The following is a 20,254-nucleotide window of genomic DNA, read 5'->3' on the forward strand; positions in this document are numbered from 1 at the left end:
ATGCGAGGTTTACGCCTCGCTTTGCTCTTCTTTGTTCTTCTTCGCCTGTTCGTACCACAAAGCCATAAAACACTCAGTTAATTTATGCTCTATTTCAAGTGCTTTGTTGGTTGGGCAAAATAGCGTAAAGCTTGCTTTAAACTCACCAAGCTCCGTAGTACCAAAGTGAATAACCGGTGCCGGACCTGAAATTTTTGCATCGAGTTTACGCTCTATCATCGAATTATAACGTGTTGCTACATCGTGAAACTCTTCGCAGTACAGCTTTGCCTGATTGACTAACTCGTCATGAATAACATAAGGGTTAAAGCTCTCTCTGCGTACAATAGTAAAATGATGAGTAACAAAGCGCTTTACATAATTAAGGTTTTTAATTGAGCTGGTGATCAGCTTATTATTTGGTATATAAATTGTTTTGCGCGAAAACTGATAAGTGTGCATGTCTATTTCATGCATGGTGGTTTTTACCCAGTCTGTTTCGGCTACTTCGCCAAAATAGTCACCTACTTGTATCCAATCACCTACTCTAAACGGGCGGGTGGTAACTAGGTAAAAAAAGCCAATAACGCATTGTATAAACTCGCGAGTTGCAAGCACTATAGCCACTGCAAACGCAGCAATAGACAGCGCAAAATTTTGTATTTCGGTCGACCACACAAATAGCAGCGACAGCACCATAACAAAATTAATAAAGTGCTTAATGTTATGAGTGATGTAACGAATGTCTTTTTCTTTTTTTTCTGCGCGGTTTCTTGCTAGTTTATCAACCAGTACTTTAAGCACAAATGCAATGGCAAGCACGAGCACAGAAACTAAAAAAGGGTGCATGAGTATGTCTTTAATCATAACTTCCAAATACGAGTAGCAATAGGCACACTAAGTATATTGAGTAATCAAACCAATTAGCAAATTTAAGCTACATAAAATCACTTATACCAATTGTATTAAGTTATGAGCCATTTATAGGAATAGCTGAATAGCGTTATAACCCTGTTAGCGCTTTATCTTGTACGCTAGAATGGCTAATACTTAATTAAACCGGTATTACTTAGCAGCTAGGCTGTTTGCTCTGTAATAGAGGCTTGCGTGTGTTTAGCGTGTTTTTGGCAAAACAATACAAGCTCAATAGCAGCGATAAAAATAAGCGTGTAACCCAAGGTTTCTATGCCTTCCTCAATAATATTTTTAACGACCCGAACGTATTGTTCTCCCATAACTGAGTGCCAAAACTCGCCCTTGCCCATCATTCTCGAAAAAGCGAGTAAGGTCACTAAGCCAGATAGACAAATACCATAACTCGGTGTTTGCGCATAGGCTTTTAACGAGCTGTAAATAAAGCCTCGTTGGGCTTTTAAGTAAAGTAGTACGCTCCCTAACAGCGTATATACAATTGCTTGCCATGCGCCATCAAACACATACATATCTAGGTAGGTGTCAAATTCTCTAACAAACATAGCAGCTGTCAAAGCAGCCAGTAACAGCGCGGCTATTTTAAGATCAGAGTGAATACGTGAGGCGTAAAAAAACAGCATACAACTTAAAAAGGTTAAAATATCTTGCATGTGTTCGGTTAGTGTTTCTTCACTGTAAAGTGCATTTTGCTGTAAATCAAAACCTTCAAGCTGAATTAAAAAAGCCACACCTGCTAAGCATAATAAGTAAATAAAAGATCGCAGTAAAAACATATAAAAGCTCAAATAGAAAACAATGCGCGGCAGTTTAATTATAAAAATAGCTAAAAGCCAAAACATTATAGAAACTTTTTATAAATTTATCGGTCTAATTTTTTTACTGTTAAATTAATGGGTTATGTTTTTATTTTATGTATTTATGATGTGTTTTTTGTAATAAGTTGAGTTAATTAGTTGTGCTGCATAGGGTTAAATGCGTTAAGCATAAAAAAGCCCTTACTAAAACATAGTAAGGGCTTTTAACGTTATAAGCAGAATTTGCTTAGCGCATCGTCACAAACTCTTCTGAGCCTGTAGGGTGCAGTGCAACAACAGCATCAAAATCAGCTTTAGTTGCGCCCATTTTCATAGCAACCGCAAAGCCTTGAATCATTTCGTCAACCGCAAAACCAATGCCGTGTAAGCCAACTACTTTTTCTTCAGGGCCTACGCATACAAGCTTCATTGCACACGGTTGGCGGTGTTGTGTAACGGCTGTGTACATAGCGGCAAAGCCCGACTTGTACACTTTTACATTTTCTTCGCCGTGGCGAGCAATAGCTTCTTGCTCGGTTTCACCAATAGTACCAATAGGTGGGTGGCTAAATACCACGGTAGGTACAAGGCTGTAATCCATTTTTAAATCATCAGGTAGGTCTTTATTAAATAAACGCTCTGATAGGGTACGGCCGGCTTTAACAGCGACAGGCGTAAGTTCTATACCGTGCTCAATAATATCGCCTACAGCATAAATACCAGGTACGTTTGTATTTTGATATTCATCTACTTTTACATAACCAGAGCTATTTAGTTCAACCCCTGCTGCTGCAATGTTAATTACATCGGTGCTTGGCTCGCGGCCAATAGCCCAAATTACTTGGTCAACATTTTGGCTGTAACCATTTTCAAAATGAATGGTTAAGCTACCATCGCTTTCTTTAACAATTTCTTTAGGCGAGCATTCGGTATGCAGTGTTGGGCCTTCTTTTTTCATGATCTCTACCAGGGTTTCAACCAGTAGCGTATCAAAATTACGAAGCGGCGCGTGTCTACGTACAAATAAATGAGTTTCTGTGCCTAAACCATGCAGTACACCAGCAAGTTCTACAGCAATGTAGCCTGCGCCAATTACCGCTACTCGCTTTGGCTGCTCTGTTAATTCAAAAAAGCCATTTGAGTCTATACCGTACTCAGCACCTGGAATATTAGGAGTATGCGGACGTCCACCTACTGCAATCAAAATATGATCAGCCGTGTAATGCTCGCCGTTTACTTCTACGGTTTTGCTATCAACAAATTTAGCAAAACCATTAATTACGGTTACGCCATTGTTAGCTAAACCGTTGTCGTATCCTTTGTGAATGCGACCAATGTACGCTTCGCGGCTCTCAACGAGTTTGCTCCAGTTAAAGTCTTTTACTTCTACGTTAAAGCCGTAATCAGGTGCATATAAGTTAATTGCTTCAGCAACTTGTGCGCCATGCCACATTACTTTTTTAGGCACACAGCCTACATTAACACAGGTGCCGCCCATGTGTTTTGCTTCGATAAGCGCTACTTTAGCGCCACGCATTGCCGCACGGTTAGCAGAGGCTATACCGCCACTACCACCACCAATCGCAATGTAATCAAAATGCTGAGCCATGTTTTATCCTCAAAAAATATATTTAACTATAATGTGCCGATGATAGCATATGCTAAGTGCAAGTCACCCAGCGCGGCGCGCTAAAAAGCTGATAAATACAACAAACGAAATTGTTTATTATGCCGATCAGTTTCATCCTAAGCTATATTAGACCCATTAATGGAGGCTTGTATTTCACCGTTTTGCCCCAACTTCAAATTCATAGTCAATTAAATTGAGAAAATTCATGAGCGAAGCACAAACAAATCCACTCATTGGCCTAGAAGGCTTACCCCCGTTTTCAAAAATAAAGCCAGAGTACGTAGTACCGGCACTAAAGCACGGTATAGAGCAATGTCGTAAAGCCATAGATGACGTGTTAGCGAAAGGCTCGTTTACATGGAACGATTTAGTATTACCCCTTGAAGAAGCCGACGATAAACTCTCGCGTATGTTTTCACCGGTATCGCACCTTAATTCAGTCATGAATAACGACGAGCTGCGTGAAGCCTACGAGCAATGTTTACCACTTATATCTGAGTACTCAACATTTGTCGGGCAGCATCAAGGCTTGTACGAAGCGTATAATGCACTTTATAACAGCGATGAATTTAAAACACTCAGCACTGCGCAGCAAAAAACCATCACCAACGCTCTACGTGATTTTAAACTTTCAGGCATTGCATTATCAGCAGAAGATCAAAAGCGCTACGGCGAAATTAGCACGCGTTTATCTGAACTAGCCTCTAAATTTGGTAACAACGTAATGGATGCAACGCTTGCATGGCATAAACACATTACCGATGAAAGCCAATTGGCAGGCTTGCCAGAGTCGGCATTAGCGCTTGCTAGCGAAACAGCTAAAAGCAAAGGTTTAGACGGCTGGGTATTTACGCTTGATTTTCCGTCTTACTTACCGGTAATGACCTATGCAGATGACCGCGAGCTGCGCAAAGAAACCTACACGGCATTTTGTACGCGCGCTTCAGATCAAGGCCCTAATGCGGGTGAGTTTGATAACTCAGCCATTATGAAAGAAGAGCTTGCACTACGCCATGAGCTATCGCAGCTGTTAGGGTTTAATAACTACGCTGAAAAATCATTAGCAACTAAAATGGCTGAGTCGCCAGCGCAAGTTTTCTCATTTTTAGAAGACTTAGCCGCTAAGTCTAAACCTCAAGCAGAGCAAGAAGTGGCAGAGCTAAAAGCCTATGCTGAGCAACACCATGGTATTACTGAGCTTCAAGCATGGGATTTTGGTTACTACAGCGAAAAGCTCAAGCAAGAAAAATACGCAATTTCAGATGAAGTACTGCGCCCTTATTTCCCTGCAGATAAAGTACTTAGCGGTTTATTTGAAACCGTTAGCCGCCTTTTTGGTATTAAGGTAAAAGAAGTAAGCGACTTTGATAGCTACCACAGCGATGTTCGCTTTTTTGAAATTTTTGATAGCAGTAATACATTGCGCGGTCGTTTTTATCTTGATTTATATGCACGCGAGCGCAAACGTGGCGGCGCGTGGATGGATGACTGTATGGGGCGTAAAGTGCGCGCCAGCGGCGAATTGCAAACACCCGTGGCATACTTAGTGTGTAACTTTAATAAAGCGGTAGGCGACAAACCGGCGCTATTTACACATGACGAAGTAACCACGCTTTTCCACGAATTTGGCCATGGTATACACCACATGCTTACCCAAGTTGATGCTGCTCCTGTTGCTGGTATTAACGGCGTTGCATGGGATGCCGTAGAGCTACCAAGCCAATTTTTAGAAAACTGGTGTTACGATGAAGAAGCGCTGAGCTTTATTTCAGGCCACTTTGAAAGTGGTGAGCCATTACCAAAAGAGCTACTTGATAAGCTACTGGCTGCTAAAAACTATAATTCTGGCATGCAAATGCTGCGTCAGATTGAGTTTTCGTTGTTCGATTTTAGAATCCACCACGACTACCAGGCAAACCAAGAGTGCCAAATTCAAGCGATTTTAAACGATGTACGTAGCCGCACGTCGGTGGTTAACCCGCCTGAGTTTAATCGTTTTCAACATGGCTTTAGTCATATTTTTGCAGGTGGCTACAGCGCCGGTTACTACTCGTACAAATGGGCTGAGGTACTCTCTGCCGATGCATTTTCTAAATTTGAAGAAGACGGTATTTTTAACGCCGAAACAGGTAAAGCCTTCTTAGAAAATATTTTAGAAAAAGGCGGCAGTGAAGAACCTATGGAGTTATTTAAAAAGTTCCGAGGTCGCGAGCCAAATGTTGATGCGCTACTGCGTCACAGTGGTATAGCTGCATAAACAACTACTTAACCTTATAAAGCGCCTACATGGCGCTTTTTTTATGTTTTTTAATATATTGGCCAATTGTTTTTAGTAATTTTAACCTCCCGTACTATGCTTTGTGTATACGCAGCAAAATGGACTAGGGCATGGCAAAGTTGGTACTAACGATTGATGACGATTTGTATGTTCATCGAATTATTGAAGAGGCTTTAGCGGGCTTTTGTAAGCTTATTCACGCTAAAGATGGCGAACAAGGACTTAAGCTAGCCAAAAAGCACACGCCCGACATAATTTTACTTGATATAGAAATGCCCGGTAAATCCGGCTACCAAGTATGCCAAGCACTAAAAGAAGATGAGTCAACACACGATATACCCGTTATGTTTTTATCCTCTAAGGTGGAGCTTAACGATAGAGTAAAAGGTTACAGCGTAGGCGCGTCTGACTACATAATAAAACCCTTCAACACCGAAGAGCTAATGGCACGCATTAAAGTGCTTTATGAGTACCGGCAGCAATGTGAAAAGCTAAAATTTGATGTAGCTAAAGCGCAAGATACCGCCGCAATGGCCTTGGCGGAGTCGGGGGATATGGGGCGTATTGTTAGGTTTGTGGGGCAAAGCTATCACTGTCATAACTTTCAGTCGTTAAGCGAGCACTTACTTGCCTTTTTTAGCCCGTTTAATTTAGACGTTGTTATTGTATTTTGGTATCAAGGGGGGAGCTATTTTTATAGTTTAGAAAGTGGCGTATGCCCGCTCGAGCAGGAGCTTTTAGAGCAGCACCGTAATGCCAAGCGGTTTGTTGATATTGGTAGCAGCACCATTATTAACTACCCCAAAATATCTTTATTAATTAAAAATATGCCGGCTGATAATCGTGCTTTATACGGCCGTTATAAAGACTTATTCCCGCACATACTCGAAGTGACAAACGAAAAGGTCGTTGCTATGGAAAGAAACGAAAATAGCTTTGAACAAGCCACCCAAATTAGCACTGCTTTGCAAGATATAGTAAAGCAGCTTACTAGCCAAAATGTTGTACAAAACGACTACACAAGGCAGTTTATAGAGCAGCTTCATGAACTTAACTGTGCAATTAAACAAACACAAGCACACGCCAATCCTGCCGATTTAACTTTATACATGTCGCAATTAGACGAAACTATGCAGCTGCTAGTAACCGCAAATAGTGATTTAGCGTTTATAAAGTACCAGCTTAAACAAGTGACCGAGAGCCGCAACGAATTATTGTGCAACTTACGCTCTAAAGTAGAGGAGGCCAGCTCACATAGTCTTGCGCATCAAAGCGATATAGAGCTATTTTAGTGCTCTAACGCTTGTTATACTGCAGCTGAAATTTTTCGTCGGAGTGTGTAGTGGTTATTCAGTGTGCTTTTAAAGAGTGTCGCCCATATTTAAATGAGCTAGAAACGCGTTTTAACTTAGCCCAATGGGCGCAAAGTTGTAGCGGTTTTACTCTGCATTACGACGATAAGGGCCTTAGCCTTTTAAAAAGCGACGAGCCTAAACTTGGCGCAATAAACGTAGACTTTGTAACAGGTGCTGTTGCTCACAGGCGTAAGTTTGGCGGCGGCAAAGGCCAATCAATCGCAAAAGCGGTAGGGTTAAATAAAGGCGCAACCCCTGTTGTACTTGATGCTACTGCCGGGCTTGGCCGAGATGGCTTTGTGCTAGCGTCACTTGGCTGTAAGGTTATACTGCATGAGCGCCACCCTGTGGTAGCGGCTTTATTGTTTGATGGCTTAAAACGCGCTTACGAAGATGCAGAGATTGGTTCTTGGATGCAGCAAAATATGAGTTTAGTGTTTGGCTCAAGCCACACTTTGTTAGAGCAGTGCGAGAGCATGCCCGATGTAGTGTATTTAGATCCTATGTTTCCACACCGAGAAAAATCAGCGTTAGTTAAAAAAGAAATGCGTGTATTTCAGGCATTAGTAGGCGCAGATACCGACGCAGATGACTTACTTGAATTCGCCTACCCACTTGCCAGTAAGCGTGTGGTAGTTAAACGCCCCGATTACGCCCCATTTTTAAACAACCAAACCCCCAGCATGCAAATTAAAACAAAAAAGAACCGTTTTGATGTGTATGTAAAAGCGGCCATGGTTTAACGGTATTTAGCGTGTTGATCGGCTTTAAGGATCTAGGATCTTAGCGCGCTTTTATGTTAGAATTCGCACAATTTTTTGGCATAGTAAAGTAGCACAGCAATGATCTTAGATGATATTCGCATCGTTTTAGTTAATACCTCACACTCTGGCAACATTGGTTCGGCGGCTCGCGCCATGAAAACCATGGGTTTATCAAAACTGTATTTAGTGGACCCTGCCTGTGAAGTAGACAGCCATGCAAGCGCCTTAGCAGCCGGTGCAACCGATGTTTTAGGTAATGCGGTTATTGTTGATACCGTGGCTGATGCGATTGCCGATTGTGCATTAACTATTGGTACGAGTGCTCGTTCGCGCACGCTGTCTTGGCCTATGGTTGAGCCACGTGAGTGCGGTGAAAAGCTAGTTGCTGAGGCTGTAAACGGCCCTGTAGCGCTTGTATTTGGCCGTGAAAACAGCGGATTAACTAACGAAGAACTACAGCTGTGTAATTACCATGTATGTATTCCTGCAAATCCACAGTACAGCTCGCTTAATTTAGCTATGGCGGTACAAACGCTAAGCTACGAAACGCGTATGGCGTTTTTAAATCAGCAGCCAAAGGCTGAGCAAGCAGACGATGAGACTGCTTACCCAAGCTCAAAACAAACAGAGTTATTTTACGAGCATTTAGAAGAGACGCTCGATAACACCGGTTTTATTATTAAGCAGCATCCAGGTTTAGTAATGACCAAGCTACGCCGTTTGTTTAACCGTGCACGCCCAGAAGAGGCAGAGCTGAACATACTGCGCGGTATTCTTACCTCAATTAATAAATCTATTCCTAAGTAAGGTATAGCGATTGGTTATAAAAACCTGCGGGTAAATAACGAGCTAATACTTGACTAAAACACTCAAGTAATTACAATACACCTAATACTTGACCAAAAAGGTCAGGTATTAAAAATTTGTTAATAGAACAGTGTTCTTTAATCAAATTTTTATCAAGTGATAATACTTGACTATTTTACTCTGGTAATTAAAATTTGCACTCTTTTGTGCGGGGGGCGTTATGAAGTTAACATCAAAAGGCAGATATGCCGTAACAGCTATGCTGGATGTTGCACTACATGCGAGTGTAGGTCCTGTTGCCCTTGCTGATATTTCACAAAGACAAGAAATTTCTTTGTCTTACCTTGAGCAATTATTTGCCCGTTTACGTAAAAATGGCTTAGTGAGCTCGGTTCGTGGTCCTGGTGGCGGTTATTTGCTAGGCCGAGAAGCCGCGGTTATCTCTGTTGGCGATGTAATTAGCGCCGTAGACGAATCGGTAGATGCAACACGTTGCCAAGGTGCCGATACCGGGTGTCAAAGCGGTATGCGTTGTTTAACTCACAACCTATGGTCTGATTTAAGCGCACGTATCGAAGAGTTTTTAAATAATATTACCTTAGCTGAATTGGTGGAAAAATCAGATGTGAAAGAAATCGCATCTCGCCAAGATAACAGCATCAATAATGCAATTAAGCAGTTGGAAAACATTCAAGTAAGCTGTCAACTATAAAAGTTGACCTGCAGCGGAGAGAGAAATGAAGTTACCGATTTATTTAGATTACGCAGCGACCACGCCTGTTGACGAGCGTGTTGCAAAAGAAATGATGCAATGCCTGACAATGGACGGTAATTTTGGTAATCCTGCGTCACGTTCGCACCGTTTTGGTTGGCAAGCTGAAGAAGTAGTTGACCAAGCGCGTACAGACATTGCCGATTTAATTAATGCCGACCCGCGTGAAATTGTTTTCACATCGGGCGCAACAGAATCAAATAACCTTGCAATTAAAGGTGCAGCGCAGTTTTATAAAAAGAAAGGTAAGCACGTTATTACCGCTAAAACTGAGCACAAAGCAGTAATCGATACGTGTCGTGAACTTGAGCGCCAAGGCTTTGAAGTAACCTACATGGACGTTGAAGAAAACGGCCTATTGGATCTTAAAAAGCTTGAAGAAACTATGCGTGACGACACTATTCTTGTCAGCATTATGCACGTTAATAACGAGCTAGGTGTAATTCAAGATATCAATACTATTGGTGAAATGTGTCGCGAACGTAAAATTATGTTCCACGTAGATGCAGCACAAAGCGCAGGTAAAGTATTAATCGACGTACAACAGCTTAAAGTTGATTTTATGTCGTTCTCAGGCCACAAAGTATATGGCCCTAAAGGTGTTGGCGCACTTTACGTTCGTCGTAAACCACGTGCTCGCCTAGAAGCGCAAATGCACGGTGGCGGCCATGAACGTGGTATGCGTTCAGGTACACTTGCAACTCATCAGCTAGTAGGTATGGGTGCAGCATTTAGAATTGCTAAGCAAGATTTTGAAAAAGATCACGCACACATCAGCGCATTACGTAAACGCCTAATTGACGGCATTATGGCTGATATGGACGAAGTATACTTTAACGGCGCACAAGACCAATCAGTACCAGGTATTGTAAACATCAGCTTTAACTTTGTTGAAGGTGAGTCGTTACTTATGGCAGTAAAAGACATAGCGGTATCATCAGGGTCTGCGTGTACATCAGCAAGCTTAGAGCCTTCATATGTACTACGCGCACTTGGCCGTAACGACGAACTAGCACACAGCTCAATTCGTTTTAGTATTGGCCGTTTTACTACCGAAGAAGAAATTGATTACACCGTTGAATTAATGAAAAACTCTATCGGTCGCCTACGCGAGATGTCTCCTTTATGGGAAATGCATCAAGAAGGTGTTGATTTAGATTCAGTTGAATGGGCTCACCACTAATACGAGTGAGCACCTACCGTAGCAGGTAATGAGGATAGAATTATGGCTTATAGTGATAAAGTAATCGACCACGTAGAAAACCCACGTAACGTTGGTGTTTTAGACAAAAGTGATCCGTCAGTGGCAACGGGTATGGTTGGCGCACCAGCATGTGGTGACGTAATGAAATTGCAAATTAAAGTATCGTCTGAAGGCGTTATTGAAGATGCAAAATTTAAAACATACGGTTGCGGCAGTGCAATTGCTTCATCGTCACTTGTAACAGAGTGGGTGAAAGGCAAAACACTAGACGAAGCATCAACTATTAAAAACACTGATATCAGTGCAGAGCTTGAATTACCACCAGTGAAAATTCACTGTTCAATTTTAGCTGAAGATGCAATTCAAGCAGCAATTGCTGATTACAAAAGCAAACAAGCGAAGTAAGAGAAATTCATGGCAGTGACATTGACAGATGCGGCAGCAAACCGCGTACAATCATTTTTAGCAAACCGCGGTAAAGGTTTAGGCCTGCGCGTTGGCATTAAAACGACGGGCTGTTCAGGTCTTGCTTATGTACTCGAGTTTGTTGATGAGCTTAACGAAGACGATGAAACCTTTAAAGCTAAAGGCGTTACCTTAATTGTTGACGCTAAAAGCTTGGTTTACATCGACGGCACTGAGCTTGACTACACCAAAGAAGGCTTAAATGAAGGGTTTAAATTTAATAACCCTAACCAAGCCGACGAGTGTGGTTGTGGCGAAAGCTTTACTGTTTAAGCTCAGCTACCTTTGTAGTATTTTTAAGCCCTGCCAGTAATTGTAGGGCTTTGTTATTTGTGAAATTTGTATTTCTAAATTTTATTGGTTGAAGCTATGCGTTACTTTGAGTTATTTGCAATACCAGTTGATTACAACATTGACTTGGCAACAATAAATAAGCATTACCTAGAGCTGCAGCGCGCAGTGCATCCCGATCGCCACGCTAATGCGAGCAGCCGTGATAAGTTAATGGCCGTACAAAGTACCGCTGAAATTAACGATGCGCTACAAACGCTAAAACACCCAGTAAAACGAGCAGAATATATGCTCAGCGAACTAGGTGTTGATATTCGAGCTGAGCAACAAACACTGCAAGATCCAATGTTCTTAATGCAGCAAATGGAACTGCGTGAGGAGCTTGAAGAGCTCGCTTCAGCAAGTAATCCTGAGGCCGCTATCGCCAATTTTGAATCACAAATAAAGCAATTAAAAATCCAATACAGTAATGAACTTGCCGAGCAACTTGCAAGTAACGACGAGGCGCAATATCAACAAGCTGCTGACAACATTCGCAAATTAAAGTTTGTATATAAATTAGAAGACGAACTTGAGCGCATTGAAGACAGTTTATTTGACGATTAATTACTTGCTGTAAAGCGAGCAACACGAGTTTAAAGAGCATTATGGCATTATTGCAAATTGCTGAGCCGGGGCAGAGCGCGGCACCACATGAACACAAATTAGCAATAGGTATTGACCTAGGTACCACTAATTCATTGGTTGCAACGGTACAAAGTGGCGAAGCCCGCACATTAACAGATGACCTTGGTGCAGCCATGTTGCCATCGGTTGTGCGTTACCAAGCTGGGGGCATCACGGTAGGCGCCGATGCTGCACAAGCTGCAACACAAGACCCAGCCAATACCCTTATTTCAGTTAAGCGTTTTTTAGGTAAAACCCAAGCTGAAATAGAGCAAAGCTACGGCCAATTACCGTACCAGTTTTGTGAAGATAACGGCTCGCTTGCCATTCAAACCGATGCCGGAAAAATCAGCCCTGTTAAAGCCTCTAGCCATATTTTAGCGGCTCTAAAAGCGCGTGCAGAGCAAAGCTTTGGTAATCAAGAGATTTTAGGTGCAGTAATTACTGTGCCTGCGTACTTTGATGACGCACAGCGCCAAAGCACTAAAGATGCAGCCGAACTTGCTGGCATTAACGTATTACGTTTATTAAACGAGCCAACCGCTGCGGCAGTCGCTTACGGGTTAGACTCGGGCCAAGAAGGTATCATTGCTGTTTACGATTTAGGCGGCGGCACCTTTGATATTTCAATACTTCGCTTACACCAAGGTGTGTTTGAAGTAATGGCAACTGGCGGTGATTCAAGCTTAGGTGGCGATGATTTCGATTCGTTATTAGTCGATTACTTTAAGCAGCAAACTGGTATTTCGGCATTATCGCCTTCTGTGCTTCGCTTATTTATTAATAAAGCAAAAGCCTGTAAAGAAGCGCTAAGCCAGTATGCAAAAGTAAATGTAGTGCTTGAATTTGACGAGCAAAAACACACAGTAGAAGTGACACGCGAAACCTTTGACGAGCTGGCTATGCCACTTGTTAAAAAAACACTTCGTTCGTGTCGTCGTGCAGTAAAAGATGCTGGCATCGAAAATGAAGAAGTGCTGCAAGTTGTAATGGTAGGTGGTTCAACTCGCATGCCACTGGTTCGCAGCCAAGTTGAAGGCTTTTTTGAAAAAGAGCCGCTAACTTCAATCGACCCGGATCGTGTTGTTGCACTAGGTGCTGCATTACAAGCTGATGTATTAGTAGGTAACAAGCCCGATTCTGACATGCTATTACTTGATGTATTGCCACTGTCACTTGGCCTTGAAACGATGGGTGGGTTAGTTGAAAAAATAATTCCTCGTAATACCACTATTCCTGTTGCTCGTGCACAAGAATTTACTACTTTTAAAGACGGCCAAACGGCAATGTCTTTACATGTGCTACAAGGTGAGCGCGAACTGGTTGATGATTGCCGCTCGCTGGCTAAATTTAGCTTAAAAGGCATACCGGCTATGGCAGCAGGTGCTGCACATATTCGTGTTACCTTTAAAGTGGATGCCGATGGCTTGTTAAGTGTATCAGCAATGGAAAAATCAACTGGTGTGCAAGCTGAAATTCAAGTTAAACCATCATTTGGCTTATCTGATGACCAAGTAGCTAACATGCTTAAAGAGTCAATGAGTAACGCTAAAGACGACATGCAAGCACGTATGCTTAAAGAGCAACAAGTAGAAGCGCTACGTGTTATAGAAGCACTAGAGGCGTCACTTGCTAGCGACGGTGACTTGCTCGACGATATTCAACTTGCTAATTTAAAAGCTGAAATAAGCGAGCTTGCTAAAGTGCGCGAAACCGCACAGCAACCAGGTGAAATTAAAGCCGCAATTGAAAAAGTAGATAACGCTAGCAGCGATTTTGCCTCGCGCAGAATGGATGCATCAATTAAAAAGGCCCTTACAGGGCAGTCAGTAGACAACGTTTAAAGAGGTTAGAATGCCACAAATTATTTTTCTTCCCCATCCGGAATTATGTCCTGACGGTGCAGCACTTGAAGCGCCTGCGGGCGAAACAGTCCTTGATGTGGCCCTTAAAAACGGCATTAGCATTCCACACGCATGTGAAAAATCGTGTGCATGTACTACATGCCATTTAGTGATCCGCGAAGGCTTTGACTCACTAGATGAAAGCGATGAGCTAGAAGACGACATGCTAGATAAAGCATGGGGCTTAGAGTCAGAATCTCGCTTAGGATGCCAAGCAGTTATTAGAGATGAAGACTTAGTGGTTGAAATACCTAAGTACAATCTCAATATCGTTAATGAAGAGCACTAGTTTTTAATTAACGAGAATTTTTTAAAAGCCGCTGTTTTTTACAGCGGCTTTTTTGTTTAAGAGATTGTATAAGCACGTAGCAGCGACTTTATGTCGCGTTTTTAAATGAATGATCACGTAATCATAATCGCCGGGTAAACCCGCTGCTACATTTACACCTTAGCAGCGACTTTACGTCGTGTTTTTAAATGAATGACCACGTAATCATAATCGCGGGGTAAACCCGCTGCTACATCTTACACCGTAGCAGCGACTTTATGTCGCGTTTTTAAAATAGGCCTAGATCTAAAGTGATCACGTTTTACAGGTCAATTACAGTCAAGGAATTATCGCTTTTGGCTAAACCCGCTGCTACGCGTTTTACCTAACCCATAAAACTATTTCGGAGGTCTATTTTGAGTAATCTAATTTTTTGTGACTCGTTTATTAATGGTGAATTTTATAAAACCAATAAACGTTTTAGCGTTGACGACCCCGCGACCGAAAAAAGTATTGTTGAAGTAAGTGATATAGACGAGCAAGGCGTTAATAGCGCAATAAAGGCAGCGCAAGGTGCGTTTGTTAAGTTAAAATCAACCAATGCTACTGAGCGAAGTGATACGCTAATGCGTTGGTATGAGCTGGTAATAAAACACAAGCAAACGCTTGCTGAGCTAATGACAAAAGAGCAAGGTAAACCGCTTAAAGAGTCGTTAGGTGAAATAGACTATGGCGCTGGGTTTATAAAATGGTTTGCAGAAGAAGCTAAACGCAGTTACGGCGATGTGATCCCCCCAACCGACGATACACATAGATTAACGAGCTTTAAACAACCTGTAGGCGTTGTGGCTGGCATTACTCCTTGGAACTTTCCGGTTGCTATGGTGACACGTAAAGTGGCGCCAGCATACGCTGCAGGCTGTAGCTTTGTGCTAAAACCTTCTGAATATACACCTTTATGTGCTTTGGCATTGGCATACCTTGCCGATCAAGCGGGGTTTGTAAAAGGGGCTTTTAACGTACTGATTTCGCAAGACGCAAAAACAGTCGGACAAATACTTACTGACTCAGAAGTGGTGCGCAAATTTACTTTTACAGGTTCAACAGGCGTAGGCAAGCAGTTACTTTCTCAGTGTGCGGGTACGATTAAACGTACCTCCATGGAACTTGGCGGAAACGCCCCCTTTATTATTTTTGATAACGCCGATATAGACGAAGCAATCGACGGCCTTATGGCGGCTAAGTTTAGAAACAGTGGCCAAGCATGTGTAGCCGCAAACCGCATTTTTATTCAGCGCAGTATTTTAGATGAAGTGCTGAGTAAAATTACGCCTAAAGTAGCCGCATTAAAAGTAGCCAACGGGTTTGAAGAGGACGTAGACATTGGCCCCCTTATTTACCCAAAAGCGAAAGAAAAAGTGCAGCAGCTTGTGCAAGATGCACTTGATAAAGGCGCAGACCTAATAGGGGATAGCGGCGACTTAGGTGGCAGCTTTCAAAATCCGCTTATTGTTACTAACGTAACGACCGAAATGGATATATACCACGAAGAAGTATTTGGCCCAGTATTAACGGTTATTCCTTTTGATGAGGAAAGCGAAGTACTAGCCCTTGCTAACGATGTTCCATATGGCTTAGCGGCTTATTTTTATAGTCAAAATATCAAGCAGATCTATCGTATTAGCGAAGGGCTTGAGTTTGGCATGGTTGGTGTTAACGAAGGGGTTATATCTAACCCTGTGGCACCGTTTGGTGGAGTTAAGCAATCTGGATTAGGCCGAGAAGGCGGCCATCAAGGGCTTGATGAATACCTCGAAGAAAAGTACGTGTGTATCAAAGTTTAAAAACGATGACACCATAAACCATGAAAAATTGGTTACCCAGCACGGTTTAGGTTACTAATACCAATTTGCTTAATTAAATGATCAATTTGGGGATGGAAAAACGTGTTGATAGCTAGGCAAAAAATTCGCTATTTAGTTGTTCTCGGCAATTGCGCCTGCACTGCTCTACCTTGTGCATCCATGCAGTCGTAAATGAGCATTTTTTAACGCTGGTAGCGGCACGTTTAGCCCAAAAAAATGATTAAATATTATTGCGAATTGGTATAGGTTTATAACTACAGGTTACCTTTTTATTGCTAGATATAGGCCTTAGTGCTACATTTACGGCATAATTTTTGTTTAAAAATAATCAAAAATAAAAAGAATTTCTACTTGTAGAAATAACCCGTGTGTAAATGCCACCGCAAGGTGGCATTTTTTATAGCTTGAGTAAGTTAAGCTGGCTTATTTTATAGGTGAATAGCCCGGTAGGGTGGTTAAATCAACAAAGTCTAATTGCTCTGCAATTGCGTACTCATTTATGTAGTGCTTATACACTTCACTCTCTACAAATACCGCGAATATATCGGCGTCTAAATGGTTGTTCTCTACCATTTTTCCTAAAATAGCTAAACACTCACTGACAGGCTTTGCTTTTTTATAAGGCCTATCTACTGCTGATAAGGCTTCAAAAATGTCTGCAATGGCCATTAGCCTTGCCGGAATCGACATTTGCTCTTTAGTTAATCCTTGCGGGTAGCCTGTACCATCTAGTTTTTCGTGGTGGCCCAATGCATATTCAGACACATTACTTAAATGTTTAGGGAATGGCAGTGTGTCTAAAATATTTTTAGTCACATCCATATGGCGCTTCATAACGTCGCGCTCGCCGAGCGTTAGTGTGCCCCTGCGTATTTGTAAATTCTCTACTTCATCTGCGTTTAGTAACGGGGTATCTTTGCCGTTTATAGTTAAATGATAGTGAGATGCTATGCGGTCAATATTCGCAACATCTTCATCTGATAAAAACTCGCCACCCACATTAACTCTTTGCAAAAACGCGCGATCTAAAGAAAGTTGTTTTAATTCGGTATCGAGTAAGCGCTCAAATTGTAAAACCTCAATTGGCCTATTGAGCTTCATTGCAGAGATAATTTGTTTTTGATAGCTTATTTCTAAATCACGTTTAATAACTTCAAATTTAGCTTCAATGTGTTCAATACGATCAAAAATAGTTTCTAACTTGGTCGACTTTTCCATGATGTGATCGGGGGTCGCTATTTTGCCGCAATCATGAAGCCAGCCTGCTATATCTAGCTCATGGCGGTCTGCATCACTCATTAAAAAGTTAGCCAAGGGACCACGGTCAATTTTATGCACAGCATCAGCAAGCATTAAAGTAAGCGCAGGAACTCGCTTACAGTGTCCGCCGGTATGAGGGGACTTTTCGTCGATGGCCATAGCAATGGTTTCTACAAATTTAGAAAATAGCTCTTCCATTCCCTTAATAAGGGTAGAGTTTGTCAGTGATATAGCGCCTAACGATGCAAATGATCGTATCAATGTGACAAGTTCGTCACTATAAGTGATGATATTGTCGTGTTGATCTTTTACGTTGATCAGTTGGATCACACCAATAATATCATCGGTATGATCTTTTAGCGGAATCGTTAACATAGATTTAGTACGATATCCCGTACGCGCATCCATATTACGCGCAGCGCTCATATCAAAGGGCAGGGCCGCGTAGACATCCGGAATATTAATAATCTCACCAGAGTTAACCGCATGAGCGACAATAGCTGTTTCGTTTTCTTTTCCATCTATAAACAAATCTATATTAGGAAAGTCAACGGGCTTCCCTGAAGCTCCCCCTAAATAGAGGTCTAAAGATTTATTAATAACCGTTTCAAACTTTAGCTGCTTGTCATCTGTAATAGAGTAAATAGTCCCTGCGTCAGAGTTAGAAATAGACATAACAACTTGTAGAATTTCTTCAAGAAGTTTACTCGCATCCTTTTCTGTTGTTAGCCTAATACTAATATCAATAAAGTGATGAAGATTTGTTCTATCTTTAATGTACTCAGACATATTATTACTACTTTGTTTTGTGAATAAAGGCGCCATTCCAATCCTGTGCTAAAGTTTGCAAATCGGTATTTTTAATTCGGTTAATAAAAATGTGGTAAACGTGATCACTCAATAAGGCAGTTTCACTTAGCTCTTCAAATAACGATAGAGCCAGTTGCCAATTTTTATTATTGTAATGCTGCATAGCAGTGAACGACTTTTTAATTTCAAATAGCTGGCTTTCGCTTATATCAGCTATAAAGTTGACAGGCTCATATAGCTCAGTTGCATTTACTTTACCCACTACCTGTACTTTATCAATTAAGCGAAATGCAATATGTGGACAAGCAAGCATTGTCTCTTCTGTAACCAGAATAGCTACCCCGTAAAATTTGGTCAAGCTTTCTACTCTTGAGCCTAAATTAACTGCATCTCCAAGTACTGTATAGGCTTTTCTGTACACCGAGCCCATATCGCCAACATTCATTTCGCCAGTGCTTATACCCACACCAATGCTAATGGGAGGAAGCTGTTGCTCAGCAAATGCTTTATTAAGGCTTGTAAGGCCTGCTACCATGGCCATTGCTGCTTCAACACCGTGTTTTGCGTGGTCGCTATCTTCAAGTGGGGCATTCCAAAAGGCCATAATCATATCGCCTACGTATTTGTCTATTGTGCCGCTGTGATCAAAAATAACTTTTGTAGTCGCCGATAAGTACTGATTTAAATAATCACTTAATTGATTTGCGCTCATTCCTTCCGACAGCGCAGTAAAACTTCTTATATCAGCAAATAATACGGTCATATTTCGTTTTATACTTTGCTGAGTAAGCTGTTTACGTTGGCGAATTAACTGCTCAATATGATCAGGCGGTACATACTGATTAAACATCGATTTAATTTTTCGGCTGTGCTTCATTTCTGCTATAGAGCCAATAAAAACAAAGTAGGCTGCTAATAGGGAAATAAGTAACAGCGGCATAAATAGCGGCAGACTAATTTTTTGTACTGACCATAAATAAAAATTAAGCAATATAACCAGCCCGGCCATACTCACTGAAAGCGTGACAATAAAGCGGGCGCTTTTACGAAAACTTAAAAACGATAAGCAACAGCCCACAAAGGTAATTATTAATAATGTTGCCCCTAAAGCCCATGTGGGTTGAGAAGGTAAAATTTCTGGATGGAGTAGCCCTTCAAAAATATTGGCATGCACTTCTACCCCTGGGTATTGTAAACCCACTGGTGTTGCTCTTAAATCAGCTAAACCAATTGCGGATGTACCAATAAATGCTACGCTGCCTTCTAATTGCTGCTCGGCAACTTTTTTGGTCAATACATCTGTGGCAGAGTAATATTGAAAACTTTTAGCACGGCCTTTATACGGGATATAAATTTGGCCGTACTCATCTGTTTGAATCCAATGCTCATGAAATTTAACCCCTTCAAAAAAAGTCAGGTCGCCTTGGGCACTCGCGCGTGTTTCAATACTGTTCGCTAAGGTATATAAACGTGCTGCCTCAAGTGCTAAAGAAGGGTAGAGCTTATCACCGACTCTATTAACCAGTGCCGCTTTACGGATAAATCCGTCGTTTTCGCTGTGAGCATTGATAAATCCGTTGCCCGTAGCACTATTTTGCAGCATAGGTATATTAACAGTAGCGCCTAAAAACTGGGTTACTTGGGAGTTACTTTGCTCGCTCTTAGGCCATAGTACGCTTGTTTCTGGCAACGGGTTACGCTGTTTGTAGGTATCGTTGTTTAATAAAAAACCCAATACGGTATCGTTACTATTGAGTGCTTTAGCAAAGGTGGTATCAGCATCTACCTGATGTTTAATATCATTTAACGCTACTTTGTATGCACTTAATAAATCAGGGGCTCTAGATTGAATTTGGTTAACAGGGTTTGTTTCCGGTTCAGAAAAAAATATATCAAATGCAATAACTACAACACCGGCCTCTGTGAGTTTATTTACCAGGTCAGCCATTTTTGCCCGGCTCCACGGGAAACGCCCTTGCTGTTGCATCGTTTTTTCATCTATGTCGATAATAACAACGGTTTCGTCGAGCTGACGGGGAGTATCGGGTAAAGTTAGCAATAGCCTAGAGTCGTAAATAATACCTTCGACCCTATTGAGCAGCTTGGCTAATGCGCCACTAGAGAATAATTCTACAGCAGCTATAAGCAGCGTAATGGCTAAGCCTACAAATATGTGGCGATAAATTTTAGGAATATAAACGCGAGAAAT

17 protein-coding genes are annotated in these 20,254 nt (G+C 41.7%); 12 read left to right on the forward strand and 5 right to left on the reverse strand.

The features are described 5' to 3' along the window. Positions 1–9: 9 nt before the first annotated feature. The 3 genes from PAT01_RS02665 to gorA all read right to left on the reverse strand — a co-directional run bounded on the left by PAT01_RS02665 (position 10) and on the right by gorA (position 3,315). The gene (locus PAT01_RS02665; RefSeq protein WP_055254579.1) at positions 10–846 is read right to left on the reverse strand and encodes a mechanosensitive ion channel family protein; all 837 of its coding nucleotides are present in this window, start codon (positions 844–846) and stop codon (positions 10–12) included. 209 nt (positions 847–1,055) lie between these two features. Further along, on the reverse strand, positions 1,056–1,640 hold the full coding sequence (locus PAT01_RS02670) for a hypothetical protein (protein WP_318299730.1): 585 nt from the start codon (positions 1,638–1,640) through the stop codon (positions 1,056–1,058). 313 nt (positions 1,641–1,953) lie between these two features. Next, positions 1,954–3,315 (reverse strand): glutathione-disulfide reductase, encoded by a 1,362-nt coding sequence (gene gorA, locus PAT01_RS02675; protein ID WP_055254577.1) that lies wholly within the window; start codon positions 3,313–3,315, stop codon positions 1,954–1,956. 226 nt (positions 3,316–3,541) lie between these two features. On the opposite strand from gorA, the gene prlC reads away from it, so the two are divergent. From prlC to PAT01_RS02735, 12 genes are all read left to right on the forward strand, one after another. Continuing rightward, a complete protein-coding gene (prlC, locus tag PAT01_RS02680; protein WP_138577027.1) occupies positions 3,542–5,593 on the forward strand; it encodes an oligopeptidase A in 2,052 nt (683 codons plus the stop codon). Between the two features lie 131 nt (positions 5,594–5,724). Continuing rightward, positions 5,725–6,906 (forward strand): response regulator, encoded by a 1,182-nt coding sequence (locus PAT01_RS02685; protein WP_154944670.1) that lies wholly within the window; start codon positions 5,725–5,727, stop codon positions 6,904–6,906. A 50-nt stretch (positions 6,907–6,956) separates the two neighbouring features. Beyond that, positions 6,957–7,712 carry a class I SAM-dependent methyltransferase gene (locus tag PAT01_RS02690; protein WP_004585768.1) on the forward strand — a complete coding sequence of 252 codons (756 nt, stop codon included), beginning with the start codon at positions 6,957–6,959 and terminating at the stop codon, positions 7,710–7,712. 99 nt (positions 7,713–7,811) lie between these two features. Further along, entirely contained in the window at positions 7,812–8,540 is a 729-nt protein-coding gene (trmJ, locus tag PAT01_RS02695) for a tRNA (cytosine(32)/uridine(32)-2'-O)-methyltransferase TrmJ (protein ID WP_054982876.1), read from the forward strand. A gap of 220 nt (positions 8,541–8,760) precedes the next feature. Further along, on the forward strand, positions 8,761–9,252 hold the full coding sequence (gene iscR / locus PAT01_RS02700; protein WP_004585770.1) for a Fe-S cluster assembly transcriptional regulator IscR: 492 nt from the start codon (positions 8,761–8,763) through the stop codon (positions 9,250–9,252). A gap of 25 nt (positions 9,253–9,277) precedes the next feature. Then, positions 9,278–10,495 (forward strand): IscS subfamily cysteine desulfurase, encoded by a 1,218-nt coding sequence (locus tag PAT01_RS02705; RefSeq protein WP_004585771.1) that lies wholly within the window; start codon positions 9,278–9,280, stop codon positions 10,493–10,495. Between the two features lie 42 nt (positions 10,496–10,537). Continuing rightward, positions 10,538–10,921, forward strand: a complete 384-nt coding sequence (iscU, locus tag PAT01_RS02710; protein ID WP_154944672.1) for a Fe-S cluster assembly scaffold IscU — start codon at positions 10,538–10,540, stop codon at positions 10,919–10,921. Positions 10,922–10,930: 9 nt separating this feature from the next. After that, the gene (gene iscA / locus PAT01_RS02715; RefSeq protein WP_004585773.1) at positions 10,931–11,254 is read left to right on the forward strand and encodes an iron-sulfur cluster assembly protein IscA; all 324 of its coding nucleotides are present in this window, start codon (positions 10,931–10,933) and stop codon (positions 11,252–11,254) included. A gap of 96 nt (positions 11,255–11,350) precedes the next feature. After that, the gene (gene hscB, locus PAT01_RS02720) at positions 11,351–11,878 is read left to right on the forward strand and encodes a co-chaperone HscB (protein WP_004585774.1); all 528 of its coding nucleotides are present in this window, start codon (positions 11,351–11,353) and stop codon (positions 11,876–11,878) included. A gap of 41 nt (positions 11,879–11,919) precedes the next feature. Then, positions 11,920–13,782, forward strand: coding sequence for a Fe-S protein assembly chaperone HscA (hscA, locus tag PAT01_RS02725; protein WP_154944674.1), 1,863 nt, complete (start codon positions 11,920–11,922; stop codon positions 13,780–13,782). A gap of 10 nt (positions 13,783–13,792) precedes the next feature. After that, complete coding sequence (fdx, locus tag PAT01_RS02730; protein ID WP_004585776.1) at positions 13,793–14,131, forward strand: ISC system 2Fe-2S type ferredoxin; 339 nt, start codon at positions 13,793–13,795, stop codon at positions 14,129–14,131. A gap of 395 nt (positions 14,132–14,526) precedes the next feature. Beyond that, on the forward strand, positions 14,527–15,954 hold the full coding sequence (locus tag PAT01_RS02735; protein ID WP_154944676.1) for an NAD-dependent succinate-semialdehyde dehydrogenase: 1,428 nt from the start codon (positions 14,527–14,529) through the stop codon (positions 15,952–15,954). 444 nt (positions 15,955–16,398) lie between these two features. On the opposite strand, the gene PAT01_RS02740 is transcribed toward PAT01_RS02735, so the two are convergent. Continuing rightward, a complete protein-coding gene (locus tag PAT01_RS02740; protein ID WP_096739011.1) occupies positions 16,399–18,060 on the reverse strand; it encodes an HD family phosphohydrolase in 1,662 nt (553 codons plus the stop codon). After that, positions 18,032–20,254, reverse strand: coding sequence for a CHASE2 domain-containing protein (locus PAT01_RS02745; RefSeq protein WP_404820998.1), 2,223 nt, complete (start codon positions 20,252–20,254; stop codon positions 18,032–18,034). Before PAT01_RS02745 ends, PAT01_RS02740 begins: the two co-directional genes overlap by 29 nt.

This window comes from Pseudoalteromonas atlantica, from assembly GCA_007988745.1.
GTDB lineage: Bacteria > Pseudomonadota > Gammaproteobacteria > Enterobacterales > Alteromonadaceae > Pseudoalteromonas > Pseudoalteromonas atlantica.